At 58.4% G+C, this 15,558-nt stretch carries 17 protein-coding genes; 10 read left to right on the top strand and 7 right to left on the bottom strand.

The window, feature by feature from the left end; translation table 11 throughout:
- The first annotated feature begins 29 nt into the window (after positions 1–29).
- Genes BM035_RS02475 through BM035_RS02460 form a run of 4 tightly spaced genes read left to right on the top strand, consistent with a single transcriptional unit; the run spans position 30 to position 3,737 of the window.
- Complete coding sequence (locus BM035_RS02475; protein ID WP_092030189.1) at positions 30–1,598, top strand: bifunctional GNAT family N-acetyltransferase/carbon-nitrogen hydrolase family protein; 1,569 nt, start codon at positions 30–32, stop codon at positions 1,596–1,598.
- 23 nt (positions 1,599–1,621) lie between these two features.
- A complete protein-coding gene (locus tag BM035_RS02470; protein WP_254775356.1) occupies positions 1,622–3,142 on the top strand; it encodes a YdbH domain-containing protein in 1,521 nt (506 codons plus the stop codon).
- 38 nt (positions 3,143–3,180) lie between these two features.
- A complete protein-coding gene (locus tag BM035_RS02465) occupies positions 3,181–3,363 on the top strand; it encodes a YnbE family lipoprotein (protein ID WP_014576371.1) in 183 nt (60 codons plus the stop codon).
- A gap of 29 nt (positions 3,364–3,392) precedes the next feature.
- Positions 3,393–3,737, top strand: coding sequence for a YdbL family protein (locus BM035_RS02460; RefSeq protein WP_008175984.1), 345 nt, complete (start codon positions 3,393–3,395; stop codon positions 3,735–3,737).
- A gap of 27 nt (positions 3,738–3,764) precedes the next feature.
- Here the strand turns inward: BM035_RS02460 and rluF are convergent, their stop codons facing one another.
- Positions 3,765–4,703, bottom strand: coding sequence for a 23S rRNA pseudouridine(2604) synthase RluF (gene rluF, locus BM035_RS02455; protein ID WP_053114693.1), 939 nt, complete (start codon positions 4,701–4,703; stop codon positions 3,765–3,767).
- Positions 4,704–4,837: 134 nt separating this feature from the next.
- Here rluF and BM035_RS02450 point away from each other — a divergent pair, with 134 nt between their 5' ends.
- The 3 genes from BM035_RS02450 (at position 4,838) to BM035_RS02440 (ending at position 6,911) form a co-directional block, all read left to right on the top strand.
- Positions 4,838–5,233 (top strand): hypothetical protein, encoded by a 396-nt coding sequence (locus tag BM035_RS02450; protein ID WP_008175980.1) that lies wholly within the window; start codon positions 4,838–4,840, stop codon positions 5,231–5,233.
- A gap of 48 nt (positions 5,234–5,281) precedes the next feature.
- A complete protein-coding gene (locus BM035_RS02445) occupies positions 5,282–6,268 on the top strand; it encodes a CobW family GTP-binding protein (protein ID WP_053114694.1) in 987 nt (328 codons plus the stop codon).
- 103 nt (positions 6,269–6,371) lie between these two features.
- Positions 6,372–6,911 carry a class I SAM-dependent methyltransferase gene (locus BM035_RS02440; protein ID WP_254775358.1) on the top strand — a complete coding sequence of 180 codons (540 nt, stop codon included), beginning with the start codon at positions 6,372–6,374 and terminating at the stop codon, positions 6,909–6,911.
- On the opposite strand, the gene BM035_RS02435 is transcribed toward BM035_RS02440, so the two are convergent.
- The 4 genes from BM035_RS02435 to BM035_RS02420 form a co-directional block, all read right to left on the bottom strand.
- A complete protein-coding gene (locus BM035_RS02435) occupies positions 6,908–7,858 on the bottom strand; it encodes a PA2778 family cysteine peptidase (RefSeq protein WP_092030184.1) in 951 nt (316 codons plus the stop codon). The two genes, BM035_RS02440 and BM035_RS02435, sit on opposite strands and share 4 nt — an antisense overlap.
- A gap of 62 nt (positions 7,859–7,920) precedes the next feature.
- A complete protein-coding gene (locus BM035_RS02430; protein ID WP_041645035.1) occupies positions 7,921–8,322 on the bottom strand; it encodes a PA2779 family protein in 402 nt (133 codons plus the stop codon).
- 106 nt (positions 8,323–8,428) lie between these two features.
- The gene (locus tag BM035_RS02425) at positions 8,429–9,493 is read right to left on the bottom strand and encodes a carboxysome shell carbonic anhydrase domain-containg protein (RefSeq protein WP_092030183.1); all 1,065 of its coding nucleotides are present in this window, start codon (positions 9,491–9,493) and stop codon (positions 8,429–8,431) included.
- A gap of 19 nt (positions 9,494–9,512) precedes the next feature.
- On the bottom strand, positions 9,513–10,961 hold the full coding sequence (locus tag BM035_RS02420) for a phospholipase D family protein (RefSeq protein WP_092030181.1): 1,449 nt from the start codon (positions 10,959–10,961) through the stop codon (positions 9,513–9,515).
- A 159-nt stretch (positions 10,962–11,120) separates the two neighbouring features.
- On the opposite strand from BM035_RS02420, the gene BM035_RS02415 reads away from it, so the two are divergent.
- The 3 genes from BM035_RS02415 to BM035_RS02405 are packed head-to-tail and all read left to right on the top strand — an operon-like array spanning position 11,121 to position 13,889.
- Positions 11,121–12,773 (top strand): serine/threonine-protein kinase, encoded by a 1,653-nt coding sequence (locus BM035_RS02415; protein ID WP_014576382.1) that lies wholly within the window; start codon positions 11,121–11,123, stop codon positions 12,771–12,773.
- On the top strand, positions 12,773–13,528 hold the full coding sequence (locus BM035_RS02410; protein ID WP_092030179.1) for a PP2C family protein-serine/threonine phosphatase: 756 nt from the start codon (positions 12,773–12,775) through the stop codon (positions 13,526–13,528). Before BM035_RS02415 ends, BM035_RS02410 begins: the two co-directional genes overlap by 1 nt.
- Positions 13,529–13,538: 10 nt before the next feature.
- Positions 13,539–13,889, top strand: coding sequence for an FHA domain-containing protein (locus tag BM035_RS02405; protein WP_008175962.1), 351 nt, complete (start codon positions 13,539–13,541; stop codon positions 13,887–13,889).
- Positions 13,890–13,910: 21 nt separating this feature from the next.
- Here the strand turns inward: BM035_RS02405 and BM035_RS02400 are convergent, their stop codons facing one another.
- Positions 13,911–14,657, bottom strand: coding sequence for a glutamine amidotransferase (locus BM035_RS02400; RefSeq protein ID WP_008175960.1), 747 nt, complete (start codon positions 14,655–14,657; stop codon positions 13,911–13,913).
- A 37-nt stretch (positions 14,658–14,694) separates the two neighbouring features.
- Complete coding sequence (locus tag BM035_RS02395; RefSeq protein ID WP_008175958.1) at positions 14,695–15,420, bottom strand: YebC/PmpR family DNA-binding transcriptional regulator; 726 nt, start codon at positions 15,418–15,420, stop codon at positions 14,695–14,697.
- Positions 15,421–15,558: the final 138 nt, after the last annotated feature.

The raw sequence follows: 15,558 nt of genomic DNA, 5'->3' as shown, positions 1-15,558 counted from the left end.
GGGAAATCAACGCCTTTCCTGAGGTGTCTATGTGCCCCCCGTTTTCCGATCCTGATCAGCGTCTGTACGTCCGCAATGCCACGCTTGCAGATATCCCAGGCATCATCCAGCTCAGTCGCCGGGTTTATGAAGGCACGGGCATGTACGGCTATACCAAGGGGCCGTTGACCGGGCAGATCAATACCTTTCCCGACGGCCAGTTTGTTGCCATGCTCGGAGACACCGTGGTCGGCTACTGCGCCACGTTCCGGATCGCGGAAGAGATTGCACTCGCTGCCCACGACTGGACCTCCATCACCGGTAACGGTTATGCCTCGCGGCATGACCCGGAGGGGGACTGGTTGTACGGGATGGAAGTCTGTGTTGATCCGGAATGCCGGGGTTACCGCATTGGGGAGCGGCTCTACAACGAGCGCAAGCAGTTATGCCAGGCCCTGAACCTGCAGGGAGTGGTGTTTGCCGGCCGTTTGCCGAGCCTGCGCCAGCGGCTGAAGAAGTTCACGAGCGTCGAGGAATATGTGGAGGCCATTCGAAGCAAGGAACAGAAGGATCCGGTGCTTTCCTTCCAGCTTCATCAGGGCTTCGAAGTGCACGGAATTATTCCGCATTATCTCGATGCCGACCACGATTCCATGGGCTATGGTATTCATCTGGTCTGGCGTAACCCGAAAGTACCCCAGTCGGAGAACAACGGCCGTCGGAAGCGCTACGGTCAACGAATGCGCGATACCGTTCGCATAGGCACGGTTCAGTACCAGCAACGCCCGGTGGGATCGTTCGACGAATTCAGCGAGATTGTCCGCTATTTTGTCGATGTTGTTTCCACCTACAAGGGCGACTTTGTGGTGTTCCCCGAGCTGTTCACCCTGCAACTGCTTTCCATCGAAGCCCGCAAGGGCAGCCCCGCCGAGACCTTTGCCGCAGTCACCCACTACGTAGAGCGTTATCGTGAACTGATGCGGGATCTGGCTCTGCGCCACAACATCAATATTGTCGCCGGCTCAACGCCAGTCCGTGAGGAAGACGGCACCATCCGGAACATGGCGTACGTGTTTCTCAGGGATGGCCAGGTGTTCAGCCAGCCCAAGATCCATCCGACGCCCAACGAGGCGTTCTGGTGGAACGTTCAGGGCGGCAACCGGGTCAGCGCCATCGAGACGGACTGCGGCACCATCGGTGTGCTGATCTGCTACGACGCGGAGTTCCCGGAATTGACCCGCCACCTGGTGGACCAGGGGGTGCATATCATCTTTGTGCCTTTCTGTACCGATGAGCGGCAGAGCTACCTGCGGGTTCGCTATTGTTGCCAGGCCAGAGCTGTAGAGAATCAGGTTTACGTGGTGATGTCCGGCAACGTCGGCAACCTGCCGAACGTACCGAATATGGAAATCCAGTACGGCCAGAGCTGCATCTTGACGCCCTGCGACTTTCCCTTCGCCAGGGATGGCATCGCCGCTGACACCGAGCCCAACGTGGAGACGGTTGCCTTTGCGGATCTGCGCCCGGAAGTACTGATCACTGCCCGCAACAGTGGTACCGTTAAAAACCTTCAGGACCGCCGGCACGATCTGTACAGCGTGTCCTGGCGTGGTGAGTAAACCGAGCCGACAGGAGCGTCGTTTTGCCCAGTAGAGGGTCTGTAAAGCCTGAACGCATCGGCCGCGGGCTTCTTTGGGCCGGTGGTATGGCTCTGGTGGCCTGGCCCCTGGCGGTTGCAGGCTGGTCCTTTGCCATTGAACAGAGCTCGGTGGGTATGGCATTGCCGGATATACGGTCCGGCGGATGGGAAGTAACAGGCAGCCGTGCAGATGTCCGGCCTTCTGTGACCGCCAACGGTGATGTCGCAACCATCGATTTTGCCCCTTCGTCTCTTGTTCTGACGGAACATCTCACGTTTGTCGGTGCAGACCAGCCGCTGACGCTCAACAACCTGCGCACGGATCTCAGCAATACAACGGTAACCCTGGACTATGGCGCAAATGGCCCCTGGGCGCAGCGCATTTCCATTGATGGCGACATCAGGGTCGATGCCGCGCGCGTCGAACATCCGCAATTACTGCCGCAAAAGTGGAACTTCCAGGGAAGGGCAAAGGGCCGCCTGGCAGATCTCAGGGTGCAGGGCACCTTGGCTTCCGAGTCCGGCTTTACGGCTGATCTCGATATCCAGCTCAATCCCGAAGGCGGCGTATCCGTCGCCATCGACTCTGTTATCGACGGTAAACAGGGCGTTCAGGCCCTGGCAGAAACCCTGGTCGGATGGCCGGATCTGCTGACAGTGGATTCTGGCAATGCCCGGTTGTCGATGGAGGTTTCGACCGGCCAGGGTGGTGAACTTGCAGCCAGTGGCAGCGTTGAACTGCAGGATGTTGGCGGGGTATTTAACCGGACCGCGGTATCAGGGCTCACCGGCCAGGTGCGGGGATCGCTGGAAAATTCCCGGATTACGACCCGTTTCAGGGACATGACCGTTGGCGAGATCAATGCCGGCATTCCCGTCACCTCGGTTCTTTTTTCAGGGAATTACAGCGCGCCGGTCACGGAACTGCTGGCCGGCACTCTGGAGGTTCAGCAGGCCAGGGCCCGGTTCCTCGAAGGCACCCTGAGAGTGCCTCCTGCCAGGTACGATTTAGGCGGTGGGTCTGGTCGCATCCCTGTGGAGGTTGAGGACGTCTCCCTCAGCCGTCTGATGGCCGTGTATCCAGCCGAAGGACTGTCTGGAAGCGGGTTGCTTCGAGGGCGAGTTCCTCTGGGCATCAGTGGCGACGGGGTGCAGGTGAGTGCAGGCAGTATTTCCGCAATAGATCCTGGCGGCCGTTTGCAGTTGCCGGCGGACAAGCTCCAGGCGATGCTCGGTGGCAACCAGGCCATGGACATCGTGGTCCAGGCGTTGCAAAACTTTCACTATTCAGTCCTCAACAGCACGATAGACTACGATGAACAGGGTAAGTTGAGCCTTGGCCTTCGCCTCGAAGGTAAGAATCCGGACCTGAGGGGTGGGCAGCCGGTGGTACTCAATGTCAATCTTGAGGAAGACATTCCCGCGCTGCTCACCAGTCTGCAGTTGAGTGGCAGGGTCAATGAAGCTGTTACCAGGCGCGTCCGGAAATTGCTGCAGGAATCCGGTGAGGAGAAAGCACCATGATAAAACCCGTGCGGCCCTGGTGGCCTGAAAGGTCGCCCATGGCAAGAACACTGATGATACTGATGCTTCCTCTGGCGATGGCTGCCTGCACGCCGACAGTGCAGATGGCGGCGCCAAAGGAGCCGATTACGGTCAACCTGAACGTGAAAATCCAGCACGAAATCTACGTGAAAGTGGATAAGGAAGTGGATGATCTGTTCAGCGAACAGGGCTTGTTCTGACTGTGTCCGGAAAGTTTGAGGGGTTGAAGATGAAACGATTGATACAGATGTTTGCGCTGGTTCTGGCGTTCGGTATCAGCGCCTCCGTGCTTGCCATGGGGCTGGATGAAGCCAAACAGAAACTGGACTCGGTCAAGCAGCAGGGGCTGGTTGGAGAAACACCGACGGGTTATCTGGAAGTGGTGCGCGCCGAAGGGCAGGCGAAGGAAGTGGTGGAAGCCATTAACAGCGCCCGTCGGGATGAGTACAAGCGCATTGCCGAAAAACACAACATTCCGGTAACCCAGGTGGAGACGGTTGCAGGCAAGAAGGCGATTGAGAAGACTCCGTCCGGCCAGTATGTGCAAATGGGCGGTAAGTGGGTGAAAAAGTAGCCCGGCGCGGCCAGGTGCGAGCCTCGCTTACCGTTTAACGCTCTTTTGCCTTGGCTTGCCGCCTTTTGGCCGTTTGCCCGATGCCGGCTTTTTGCCAGGTGCGGGCTTGCCTTTCGGGCCGGGGCGCCTGGCGCCACCGGGCTTACCTGGTGCGGATGCAGAGCCAGGCTTGCGATCAGGCTTTGGTTTGGCCTTCGTTCCGGACTTCTTTTTTGCTGGCTTGCCAGCGCCGGGCGGGGCTTCGGAAGACGAATCCCGGATGGCATCGAACAGCCCGGCCAGCTCTTTCTCGCTCAGGTCCCGCCACTGGCCCACCGCAAGCCCTTTCAGGCTCACGTTCATGATCCGGATCCGTTCCAGTTTGGTAACCTCGTAGCCAAAATACTCGCACATGCGACGGATCTGGCGATTGAGGCCCTGAACCAGGGTGATCCGGAAGACAAATCGTGACTCCCGCGACACCTTGCACTTTTTCGTCATGGTTCCGAGGATCGGCACACCATTGGCCATACCCTCCACGAATTCCCGGGTGACCGGCTTGTCGACGGTAACCAGGTATTCCTTTTCGTGGTTGTTGCCCGCCCGCAGTATCTTGTTGACCAGGTCGCCGTTGCTGGTCATAAAGATGAGGCCCTGGGAGTCCTTGTCCAGACGTCCGATCGGGAAGATGCGTTCGCTGTGACCCACAAAGCGCTGGATATTGTGTTTCTCCGCGCTGTCCGTGGTGCTGACAATCCCTACCGGCTTGTTCAGTGCAATGAACACGAGATCTTCTTCAGCCCGTGGCTCGATCACCTGGCCGTTCACCTTGACCGTGTCACCCGGAAGCACCTGGTCGCCCACGGTTGCTCGTTTGCCGTTGATGTAGACGTTGCCTTGCTCGATATAGCGATCGGCCTCCCGGCGGGAGCACATGCCGCTTTCGCTGATGTATTTGTTGAGCCGGGTGGAATTGCCAGTGGTCATCGGGTGTCCGGTTGCCAGTGAGAATGACGGGCATCATATCAGTCTGGAACCCCGGTCGCAGCAGGGGTGGTTCTTTCCCGGCGTCTCTGCCATTCTTTGCGCCTATCCTTAAAACCAACAAACCCTGAGCCGCCATGGAAAAGACACGCATCACCATTGTTGCCGTTACCTGCATTGCCCTGTTTTTCCTGACCAACTACCTGTTCCGGTATCTGATCGGATTTACCGGGTTGCTGGCCTCATTGGTCATTGCGGCCCTGATTGCCGTCTACATGAGCTTCTCAATCGCACGGACCCTTGAGCGTTTGCCGATGCCTGAGGAGCGCTCACGGGCGCTGTGGATCTATGGCGGTTTTCTGGGCGCCCTGTTCGTCGCCTTCGGGGCCTGGATGTTCCTGGATGCCGGCATGGATGCAGTCACCCTCGCCACGCTGTTTGTTCACTATCTGCCCTATCCGGCACTTGCTCATGCCCTGCTATCAGACAAGGCCGTCGGACTGTTCCTGAAAGAGGATCGTCCTGGCGGATAAATTGTTATAATATAACATTTTGATTCTTAGAGGAGTGCCTCCGGCGCCATGGCTCAACCTATTCCTACCAGCCTGATACTTGGTTTTCTGGGTGTCGGTAAAACCACCGCCATTCTGGATCTTCTGAAAAGCAAACCGGAAAACGAGGTCTGGGCGGTTCTGGTCAACGAGTTCGGCGAGGTGGGCATCGATGGCGCCATGCTGAAGACCGAAGGCGCCTTCATCAAGGAAATACCCGGCGGATGCATGTGCTGTGTTGCCGGCCTGCCGATGCAGATAGGGCTCAACCAGCTGATTCACAAGGCAAAGCCCGATCGTCTGTTGATTGAGCCGACCGGGCTCGGTCACCCCTCTCAGATTCTGGACACCCTGACCAGCGAGCACTACCAGGATGTACTCGCCATGGGCCCTGTAATCTGCCTGGTGGACCCCCGAAGGCTCGAAGAACCGAAGGTGCTCGGCAATGTGCAGTTCCGGGATCAGGTGGCTGCGGCGGATATTCTCGTTGCCAACAAGACTGATCTTTGCACCCCGGAGCAACTGACTCATTTTGATGAGTGGGCCGCACAACTGGAACCCGCCAAGCGGGCGATTCACCACACGCGGTTCGGGCATCTGGCACCGGGCTGGCTGGACGGCCAATCGGATGCCCTGCCGGTGACCGATCCGGAAGCTCACCATCACCACCATCATAAGACTGCATCGCCGGCCCCCACTATTGATGACGAGCCCTGGCAACAGATTACCAATCAGGGACAGGGGCATTTCAGTGTTGGCTGGCGCATACATCCGGAACTGATACTCGATGAGAACGCATTGCTGGTGATGGCCATGGACTCGGCCTTTGTGCGCTTCAAGGCTGTCGTTCAGACCGTGGACGGCTGGCGGGCGATCAATGTGGTTGATGGAGCCCTGACCGTTATTCAGGGTGAACCGCAAGCCTACAGCCGGGCAGAGATCATAGCGTCCGATCAGATTGACGCCCGGGAACTCGATGCCCGCATGAGGGCGGCCGCGGGACTTGATCCGAGGTGAGGGCGTGAGTCATTGTCCGGTGTGCGAGCAGGGCAGTCTCTCGGATTTCCGTTCAGTGAAGGCCCAGCGTTACCTTCGATGTGATGTCTGCGAGGCGACGGTGATGGATGCGTCCTGCCGGTTATCGCCTGAGCAGGAGCGGGAAATTTACCAACTGCATGATAATGACCCGTCTCATCCGGGGTACCGGACATTTCTCTCGAAACTGACAGAACCTCTGCTTGAGCGCCTGCCATCGGGCGCCAGCGGCCTGGATTTCGGCTGCGGCCCCGGCCCTGCACTGGCGCAGATGCTTGAGGCGGAAGGCATGGCAGTCAGTCTCTACGATCCCTATTTTTATCCCTCAGCAGTGGCTCTCGATCAGACCTACGATTTCATAACCTGTACCGAAGTGGTAGAGCATCTTTACGCCCCCGCTGGCGTTTTCAGGGAACTCGACCGGATGCTGAAGCCCGGTGGTTGGCTGGGTGTAATGACCTGCTTCCAGACCGACGATGACCGGTTCGACAACTGGCATTATCGCCGTGACCCGACCCATGTGGTCTTCTACCGGGAATTCACCTTCAAGCTGCTCGCCAACCGGTTTGGCTGGCACCTGGAAATACCGAGAAAGGATGTGGCTCTGTTCCGGAAGCCAGCCTAGGGGGCTTCCCCTGGGCACTCGGGAAGTGCAGGACACTGTTCCGCGGATGTGGTGCCTTCTTGTTTGAGCAATTCTGATTCACCAAAGCGGTCCGGTGTCAGTGCGGCGGCGCATCTCGCCGCCTGGGTCGCAACGTTTGTGCAGCCGCTCGCCTGCAGCGCGAAAGCGAGGTTGTTCCAGCCTTCGGCGAATTTCGGAAAACGTTTCACCGCGCGCAAGAAATGCTCCTGTGCTTCGCCTCGGTGGCCCAACTGCCAGGCAAGGTTGCCTCTGGCCATAGTGGCCGTCGGTTGGTCCGGCCAGGTCGTCTCGGCTGTCTTATAGGCCATGCCAGCGGCTGTGGTTCGGCCGGTTGTCTCGAGGTCGTGGGCCGATTGGAGAAAGCGGAGTGGTTTTGCCGTGGCAGGCACCCGGTCGGGCGGAAGGATGGTTACGGCCCAGTTATCGGCCCGCCCCCAGGTATTGGCGAAAACTTCCAGATCGATCGCTTCATGCTTGCGGGTATCGGTGTGGAGTATCAGGTCTCGCTCGCCGGCGTCATAGCCGATCACAACCGCAAAGTGCCATTGGGGCCACCAGCCAAACCTAAGATTTTGCATCACCAGGACTGGATTGCCTGCTGCGATCTCGGTCAGGACACTTTTTAATCTACCGTCCAGCGGGTAAACCAACATGCCATGGGCGCGTGCGCCGGCGATCATTTCGACCTGAAGGGAGCCTTCCCGGCCCGGAATATAAACCAGCTCCTTGAGAATATCGGGATTGGATGAAAGGCCCTGGCTGTTCAGCATCATTGCCAGCGACGCAGGCCCGCACTGATACCTTTCCTGGGGGTAGAAAGGTACGTCGTCCAGCACAACCCTGTCGGGCAGCATGGCCTGGTGAGTTTCGGGCGCTGGCCATTTGGGAGCACTGGCGCAACCGGCCAGCAGGCTGACCAGTAACATCAGGATCAGCCTGCTGGATGTCGTCGCTTCTAGAGTGGGAAAAATGGCAGCCACTGATCCCGCTATCGAATGCAGTTCACGAACGGGAAGACATTCGTAGCACAGAGCATATCGGTGATAATGAATACCAGCAGGAACAACACAATGATGCCGACCACATCCTGCCCTGCAGGGGCCTCGGCGAGCTGACGTTCAAAATCCGCCAGTTCCGCGGGCGTGAGGTTCTGGATGCGTTCCTTGACCTGGTCCTGGCTGACCCCAAGGTCTGCCAACTTGGCCTGCACATCCTGTCTGTCGAGCATGCTGATCAGCTCCTGCCGGTCCAGCTGAACCTGTTGTTGCCCGATCATTTCGCCGGTTCCAACCATGCCGGCGGTAGCGGTGGCCGACCAGACGGAACCAAGGGCCATCATCATGGCCATAAAAAAGGAAACGTACCTCAAGTGCTTGCGAATGCCTGACATGGGTCACTCCTGTTCGTTGGCTACTTCCGGTGTAGCGGTTTGTTAGTCATCTTGCACTAACCGGACGATAAAACAGTTGGTTGCGTTCCCTCAACATACGAATCGTTCAGGATTCACAAACCTGCAGCTTTCGCTCCGGCCAATGGAGTATAGCTGAGCGTGCGACCATTCGGCTGGCGAGGTCTGGGTACGCCTGACGGATAACGTTGGCACCGAACTCTGCCAGGAACGCCGATTTCAGTTCTGCCCGGGCCTTCTGGGTGCCCGGTTCCTGGTAGGGCGCGGAGCAGAGCAGCAGAAAACCATCATCCGGAACACGGCCATTATCCATGTTGCTCTTTATGATCCCGGCGGCCTGGCGGATGGGATGGGACAGATCCGGGCTGTAGGGGCCGATGATCAGGGCTACGTTGGGTGCGTGCAGGAAATCGAACCCCCTGCCAAGGCAGATGACCCACTCCCGGTGCTCTATGTTCAGTTCCCGGTCAAAACGCCGAATCTCGTTCACGTGCCGGATATTGCCCTCAACCAGGGGCAGCAGATCACGCTGAACCGGTTCCGGCATATCCGGACAAAGGGAGGCGATTTCGGAGGCCATATCGGCAAGTCGCGTTACAGGAATGGTAGACATATCCAGCGTTCGCTCCTGGCTACCGTGCAGAACCAGTGCATCCTCGTCGCTCTCGAAACCACATACCAGGGGATAGACCGTTCGGTGGCCGTTTCCGAACAGCTTTTCCACCTGGCTTCGGATCTGGAACGCATGGCGCATGGCGGCCTCACGGTCGCAGTCAAAGCCGGCGCAGCCCCGTTCCCGTGAACCTTTTGAATAGTGGTAGGTAATGATGATCAGCACCCGTCGTCCCTGGGTTACGGCTTGCTGGACCGTGTCCGCCAGCATGTCGCCAAGGTAGGGCCAGCCCAGCTCAAAGATCCCGCCAAGGTTCCGGAACGGGTGAATGACACCAAGAGGCGTCTGGGTCACGTAGGGCAGGTGGATGCGGCCATCCATGCACTTCATGGCAATGATCTGGGTATTGTGCTCTGCCAGGTAGCGCTGCCTGGCCAGATGGTTTTCCGGGCTACAGAAGCTGGCCGAGTGGGCCCGGCTGAGCTCCATCAGCCAGTCGATACGCTCTGCGATAGGGCGCGCATGCACGGGTGTTGTCATGGCTTTTGTCCTGTTCTGTTCAGAAGGTCGACAGGCCGGTCGCCTCCATAATCCGGTAGCGCCAATAGCGAAGTCTGGATTCGTCGGCCCAACGCTCGTAGGGCAGGCTCATCACCGGATCGTCGCCAGGGCCTTTTTGCCATTGCTCGTCAAAGAATCGCCGGGCTCCGCTCGCAACCTGTGACTGCTCCACCACCGATACCCAGACATCGGTCTCGAGATTCAGATCGTCGAGATTGCGCCGGGTAAAATTGGCCGACCCCAGGAGCAGTTCTGTTGCGCCGTTTTCTCTGGCCAACATCAACAGTTTAGTGTGGCATTGCTCACCCAGGGTATTACACCAACGTACCGGAACGCCCGCGCGAACCAGTTCCATGGCGACCTGCCTGTTGGGAATGCCACTCTTCTGGTGGCCGAAGGCCTCGTTGTTGGCATCAAGCAGAACTCGCAGTGCAACGCCCCGTCTGGCGGCGTCGACCAGGGCTGTGACAATATCGCGATGTGAGAGATAAAACATGGCCATGTCCAGCTGATCACCGGCCGAGGCCTCTTGAATCATGGACAGAGCCTGATCCCGGATTTCCGATTCGGTCAGCACTGCCACCAGGGGGATTTCGGATTTTTGCGGTTCTCCAGTGACTTCGGGAGCCATGCTGATTCGCTCATCAATGGGCGTGGTGTCTGCTCCCGAGATGGCGAGAACCGCCCGCTCGCTTTTCAGCAGATCAAAGACCGCCGGCCCCGTGAAGCTAAGCCCCAGGTTGCTATGCCGGCTGCTGCCGTCGTGGGGGTTGGCCGAGGTAACGATGGCCCTCAAGGAGCCCGCCTCATCCGCGACCATAAGCTTGCGATGGTTGGCCTTGAAGTTCAGTAGGGCGAGATAGCTTCGAAGGGTAACAGGCCTGGTGCCCAGGGCGTTGTCCAGCCAGCCTCCGTCGGGGTTGTTGCCGAACCACTGACAACACAGCCGCCAGATTGAAGACCAGGTGGGATTACTGTCCCGTAGCGGCCGGAGTGCCGTCTCCACAACCGGAATGCCACCATCGCGCAGGGCTTGAAACCAGGGTGAGGTCGTGCCGCCATACATGGTGTTCAGGGGGTCGGAGATAACCGTAATGGATAGCTCCGGTTTCTCCGCTTTTCTCGCCAGCAGGGCTTCTGTGAGCTGTTGAGCCAGAGGCCGGTGGGCTACATCTTCCGGCTTGGTGCTGTTGAACAGAAACATGTCGATGAGAATGAACTCGTTGGCCTGTCCCACAAGCCGGAACACCTCGTCGAAGATTTCATGGTCTCGCTCCTCACGGCCGTCCTGATAGTGACGGGTGACGTCTGTCAGCAGGACGGGTTCCTCCAATGGCACCGCGGTTCCACGATAGCTGATGCCTGGCGGCAGTGGCTTTTGGGTGTGGTAAAGGCCGATGCCGGCCAGGGTGAGCAACAGCAGGAGAATCAGTAACTTCAGTGTCATGTGTGTATTTCCATCATCCCTGAGGTAAACGACGGCATAACTATACGTGACCTCTCTCTCAGGTAAACAAACACTTACAAAAAACACCCCGGTCGTTGTATCGAAGTTCCGCCACGCTTTCTAAACTAGTCAGATCAACCATTTATAACAAAGTTGCCTGTGAACGCCATACTCTCTTTCATACCGCGCCTGTTCAGTCTGCGGGCCGTTATTCTCGTTCTGGCTGTTGTGTTTGCCCTCATGGGGGACCAGCTTGCCCTCGTTGGCTGGGCTGACCGTGCGCTATTCAGCATTCTAGGCGTGCCAGAGGGCGCGACCCCGGCCACGATTCTCCCGCAGGAGGCATTCGGGCCGGCTATGGCTGATCGGGGGCTTTCGGAACCACTCTGGTCCGACATGGCGGTGACCGCCGGGCTGGCAATTGCGGCACTGTATCTGGTGCTTGCAATTCCGGCGATGGGCGCGGCCGTTTCCCTGCCGGTCACTCTTTTGCTTGGTGGCTCGCTCGTGGTGATCCAGGCGGCTTTGATGTTCTACCGCAACGCCTGGGTGCCGTTTGGCGTGGTGCTCACGTTGCTGGTGGTCGGTTACGTGGTGATGCTGTTCTGGCTGCAGCCCCGCAAACACATCCGTGCACTGACAGATAATGTGCGGGATGCGCGGCTGAAGCTGGCCAAGGTATTTCTGCAGCAAGGTCATACAGACGAGGCCCTCGAAGCGCTGGATCGCTGCCCCGACTGTGAAAGCGAGATCGAGCTGCGCTACGACGTCGCCATCCAGCAGGAGCGCAAGCGCCAGTACGACAAGGCGGTCAGCACCTACCGCAGTATTCAGGAGCGAAAGAAAGGTTTTCGGGATACCGCCGCGAGGCTGTCGGCATTGGAAAAGCTCGCGCCGGATAACTCGTTGATGCAGGGAGGGAGTTTCGACAATACCCGCACCCTGTTGATGCCCGAGCCCGCCGTTAGTCGCCCGACCCTCGGAAGGTACGAAATCGAGCGGGAGATTGGCCGAGGGGCCATGGGTGTGGTTTATCTGGGCAAGGATCCGAAGATTGCCCGTACCGTTGCCATCAAGACTCTCAGCTACCAGGCGTTTGATGATGGACAGCTTCAGGATCTCAAGGAGCGATTCTTCCGGGAAGCAGAAGCCGCTGGCCGCCTGAGCCACCCGGCTATCGTCACCGTGTATGACGTTGGCGAGGAGGCAGACCTCGCCTATATCGCCATGGACTATGCGAAAGGACGTCCGCTCAGTGAATTCGGCAGAACCGGACGGTTACTGCCCCTGCCCAGGGTTCTGGATATCGTTGCCCGCGTGGCGGACGCTCTGGCCTACGCTCACAGCCAGAAAATCGTCCACCGCGACATCAAGCCCGGGAATATCATCTTCAATCCCGACAATGGCGATATAAAGATCACCGATTTCGGCATTGCCAAGATCTCCGATGACTCGCGAACCCGCACCGGCGCGGTAATGGGCAGCCCATTGTATATGTCGCCGGAGCAGTTGAAGGGTCAGAAGGTAACCGGTGCCTCCGATATCTACAGCCTGGGCGTAACGCTTTATAAGCTGGTGAGCGGCGAAACGCCCTATCAGGGCGATACCCTGGCCAACCTGACCTACCAGATTCTTAACAAGCGCCCACGCAGCGTCCGCGAGTTCAACGCGGATCTGCCAAACGGGGTGGTCCGTCTGATCAACAAGGCTATCCAGCGCGAGCCGGACAAGCGCTTTGCCAGTGCCGCCACCATGGCCGAGGCCGTGCGTCGTCTGGCCGTTCGTGAGGCTGGCCAGGAGGTGTCGTCCTGATGCGATATCACGTTGCCGGCCAGAGTCATCGCGGGGCCGTCCGGGAATCAAACCAGGATGTGGTGGACTGGCGGATCAATGATGCGGGTGACCAGGCGTTGTTGGTGGTTGCTGACGGTATGGGCGGTCACCAGGGAGGCGAGGTTGCCAGTCGCCTTGCGGTTGATGCCATCATCGAATCCCTTGAGCCTGAAATCGCCGGTGCCTCGAGCGGCACCACGGATGCGGATATCCGGGGAAAACTGGATCGGGCCTTCAGGTTGGCCAATGAGCGCATAGTGAGCCGCCGTTCCGGGGATCCAAGACTTGAAAAAATGGGCACGACACTGGTGGTGGCCTGGTTGAGTGGCAATCAGGCGCATATTGCTCACATTGGCGATTCCCGTTGCTACAGCCTGCGTGGCAGCCAGGCGCTGTGTCTCACGCGGGACGATACCGTGGTCCAGAACATGCTGGAAGACGGCAGCATTACCAGGGCCGACGTGCCCAATGTGCCGTTCCGGAATGTCCTGACCAGGGCCGTGGGAACGGTGGAGCAGGCGGCCCCCAGTTATCGGCGTGAAACGCTTGATGAAGGAGATGTGCTGCTGCTGTGTTCCGATGGGTTAACTGATTCGGTTCCGGAATACCGGTGGCTTGAAATCCATAAGGAAAGTGACGGCATGGAGCGCACGGTTCAGGCAATGATTGATGCCGGCCTGAAAAACGAGGCGGGTGACAATGTGTCTGTGGTATTACTGACGTTGGAGTATTGAGGAAACTGACATGGCTTCGCTTTCGCAACTGGTGGATAACGTTGTTGTTAACACCTTTGAACTCGGTCAACCGGAAACGCGCATCGGTCGGCGCCCGGACAACGATATCCAGATTGATGAAATTTCTGTGAGCGGCCAGCACGCCCTGATAGAAGCGGTGCCCAATGCCTATCTGGAAGGTACGGTGGATTACTACATTACCGACAGCAACAGCACCAATGGCACTTTTGTGAACGAATTGCGGGTTGCTGACCGCCAGCGTCTCAACAGCAACGACATGGTGCGCATTGGCTGGAATGAGTTCCGTTTCATCGATGAAGAAGAGCAGGCAATGGAAAAAACCGCCTATATCCTCGACTGACCCTAACGGTTGGCCCGCGAATTACCGGATCCGATCCTGAACAAATCTGCTGAAACGGGAAAGCAGCGAGGACGCATCCGGCGCTGGCTTTACGCCGGCGATCAGGGCCTCCGCATCAAGCCCCTCCCGTGTCAGGTCGGGCGCCTGGACCTTCAGGTAGGCGCTCATAATGGCGTCCGTGAACTCTGGATGGAACTGCACGCCCCAGGCGCAGGGACCAATTCTGAAAGCCTGATGAGGCTCGAACTGGTTGCGTCCCAGCAACACCGCGCCTTCAGGCAGGCGCAGCACGGACTGCCGGTGTGTCAGCTGGGCCGGAAATTTTTCCGGTAGCTCCCGGAACAGGACATCGGAAGCTGCCTCGGGAAGGAGTTCAACCTCGTGGGTGCCGGTTTCCCGGCCATTCGGATGGTAACCAGCTTCCCCGCCCAGCGCGTGGGCCAGTAACTGGTGGCCATAGCAGACACCAAGCACCGGCACTTCGCTTCTGACGGCTTTTACCAGCCAACGCCCCGCGTTCTCGCTCCACTCGGCCCGGTCGCTCACCATGGCAGGGGAGCCCGTCACCACGATGCCGTCCCAGTCTTCAGGATTCCCCGGCAGTTCACCGGCCTCGGCATTGGCAACGGTGATATCCAGCTCGTCTGACAACCCGCGCAGGAACCACTCGTCAAAATCGCCAAACCTTGCCCGAATGTCCGGGTAGGTGGTGCCTGTTTTAAGGACCACCACGCGCGCCTTGCGGTTTGTGGGAGCGTTCTGTTGCATGGTGCTATCTTCCTGCGAGGCCAGCGGGCCGGGTTGTTTACTGCTCTGGCAGTTCGGCGTTGTGGAACACGTTCTGCACGTCGTCCAGTTCGTTCAGCATGTCGAGGAATTTCTCGAACATGGGGATGTCGTCGCCTTCCACCATTGTGGTGGTTTTGGGCAGGAACTGGATTTCATCCACTTCAAAATCGATGTCTTCGATTGCGTCCACGAGTGCCTGGCGAGCCTTGGCGTATTCGGTGTTCGGTGTGAACACGGTAATCAGGCCATCTTCGTTCTCGATGTCGGTTACATCGACATCCGCTTCCATCAGCGCCTCGAGTACGGCCTCTTCATCCTCGCCCTTGAACGCAAAAATAGCGCTGTGGTCGAACATGTGAGACACGGCTCCGGGCGTGCCGATCTTGCACTTGGTCTTGGTGAAGGCCAGGCGCACGTCGCCAAAGGTGCGGTTCGGGTTATCGGTCAGGCAGTCCACGATCACCATGCAGTTGCCCGGTCCGTAGCCTTCGTAGCGAGCTGCAGCATAGTCTTCGCCGGCGCCACCCTTGGCCTTGTCGATGGCCTTTTCGATGACGTGCGAAGGCACCTGGTCTTTCTTGGCCCGCTCGATCAGTCCGCGCAGGGACAGGTTGGCCTGGGGATCGGGGCCTCCGGACTTGGCGCTCATGTAAATCTCGCGGCCGTACTTGCTGTAGACCTTGGTTTTTGCCGCAGCCGTCTTGGCCATGGATTCTTTGCGGTTCTGGTAGGCTCTGCCCATCTGCGCTGCCTCTTGGTTCTCTGGAAAAGGCCGGATTTTACTCAACATTGCCGGTTTGGGACAGGCTTATTTGGCCCCTGTTCCGGGATGGTTTTCACGATCCGCCAATACCAAGGTGCCAGCAGGACAGCACTTTTG

It is taken from the genome of Marinobacter sp. DSM 26671, assembly GCF_900112835.1.
GTDB lineage: Bacteria > Pseudomonadota > Gammaproteobacteria > Pseudomonadales > Oleiphilaceae > Marinobacter > Marinobacter flavimaris.
Note: the sequence above shows the minus strand (reverse complement) of the source record. Positions and strands in the feature narration are given on the sequence as shown.

Coding starts and splice junctions, on each gene's coding strand:
- BM035_RS02475 (WP_092030189.1), top strand. CDS start 30: ATGTGCCCCCCGTTTTCCGATCCTGATCAGCGTCTGTACGTCCGCAAT.
- BM035_RS02465 (WP_014576371.1), top strand. CDS start 3,181: ATGGCAAGAACACTGATGATACTGATGCTTCCTCTGGCGATGGCTGCC.
- BM035_RS02460 (WP_008175984.1), top strand. CDS start 3,393: ATGAAACGATTGATACAGATGTTTGCGCTGGTTCTGGCGTTCGGTATC.
- rluF (WP_053114693.1), bottom strand. CDS start 4,703: ATGACCACTGGCAATTCCACCCGGCTCAACAAATACATCAGCGAAAGC.
- BM035_RS02450 (WP_008175980.1), top strand. CDS start 4,838: ATGGAAAAGACACGCATCACCATTGTTGCCGTTACCTGCATTGCCCTG.
- BM035_RS02445 (WP_053114694.1), top strand. CDS start 5,282: ATGGCTCAACCTATTCCTACCAGCCTGATACTTGGTTTTCTGGGTGTC.
- BM035_RS02440 (WP_254775358.1), top strand. CDS start 6,372: ATGGATGCGTCCTGCCGGTTATCGCCTGAGCAGGAGCGGGAAATTTAC.
- BM035_RS02435 (WP_092030184.1), bottom strand. CDS start 7,858: ATGTTACTGGTCAGCCTGCTGGCCGGTTGCGCCAGTGCTCCCAAATGG.
- BM035_RS02430 (WP_041645035.1), bottom strand. CDS start 8,322: ATGTCAGGCATTCGCAAGCACTTGAGGTACGTTTCCTTTTTTATGGCC.
- BM035_RS02425 (WP_092030183.1), bottom strand. CDS start 9,493: ATGACAACACCCGTGCATGCGCGCCCTATCGCAGAGCGTATCGACTGG.
- BM035_RS02420 (WP_092030181.1), bottom strand. CDS start 10,961: ATGACACTGAAGTTACTGATTCTCCTGCTGTTGCTCACCCTGGCCGGC.
- BM035_RS02410 (WP_092030179.1), top strand. CDS start 12,773: ATGCGATATCACGTTGCCGGCCAGAGTCATCGCGGGGCCGTCCGGGAA.
- BM035_RS02405 (WP_008175962.1), top strand. CDS start 13,539: ATGGCTTCGCTTTCGCAACTGGTGGATAACGTTGTTGTTAACACCTTT.
- BM035_RS02400 (WP_008175960.1), bottom strand. CDS start 14,657: ATGCAACAGAACGCTCCCACAAACCGCAAGGCGCGCGTGGTGGTCCTT.
- BM035_RS02395 (WP_008175958.1), bottom strand. CDS start 15,420: ATGGGCAGAGCCTACCAGAACCGCAAAGAATCCATGGCCAAGACGGCT.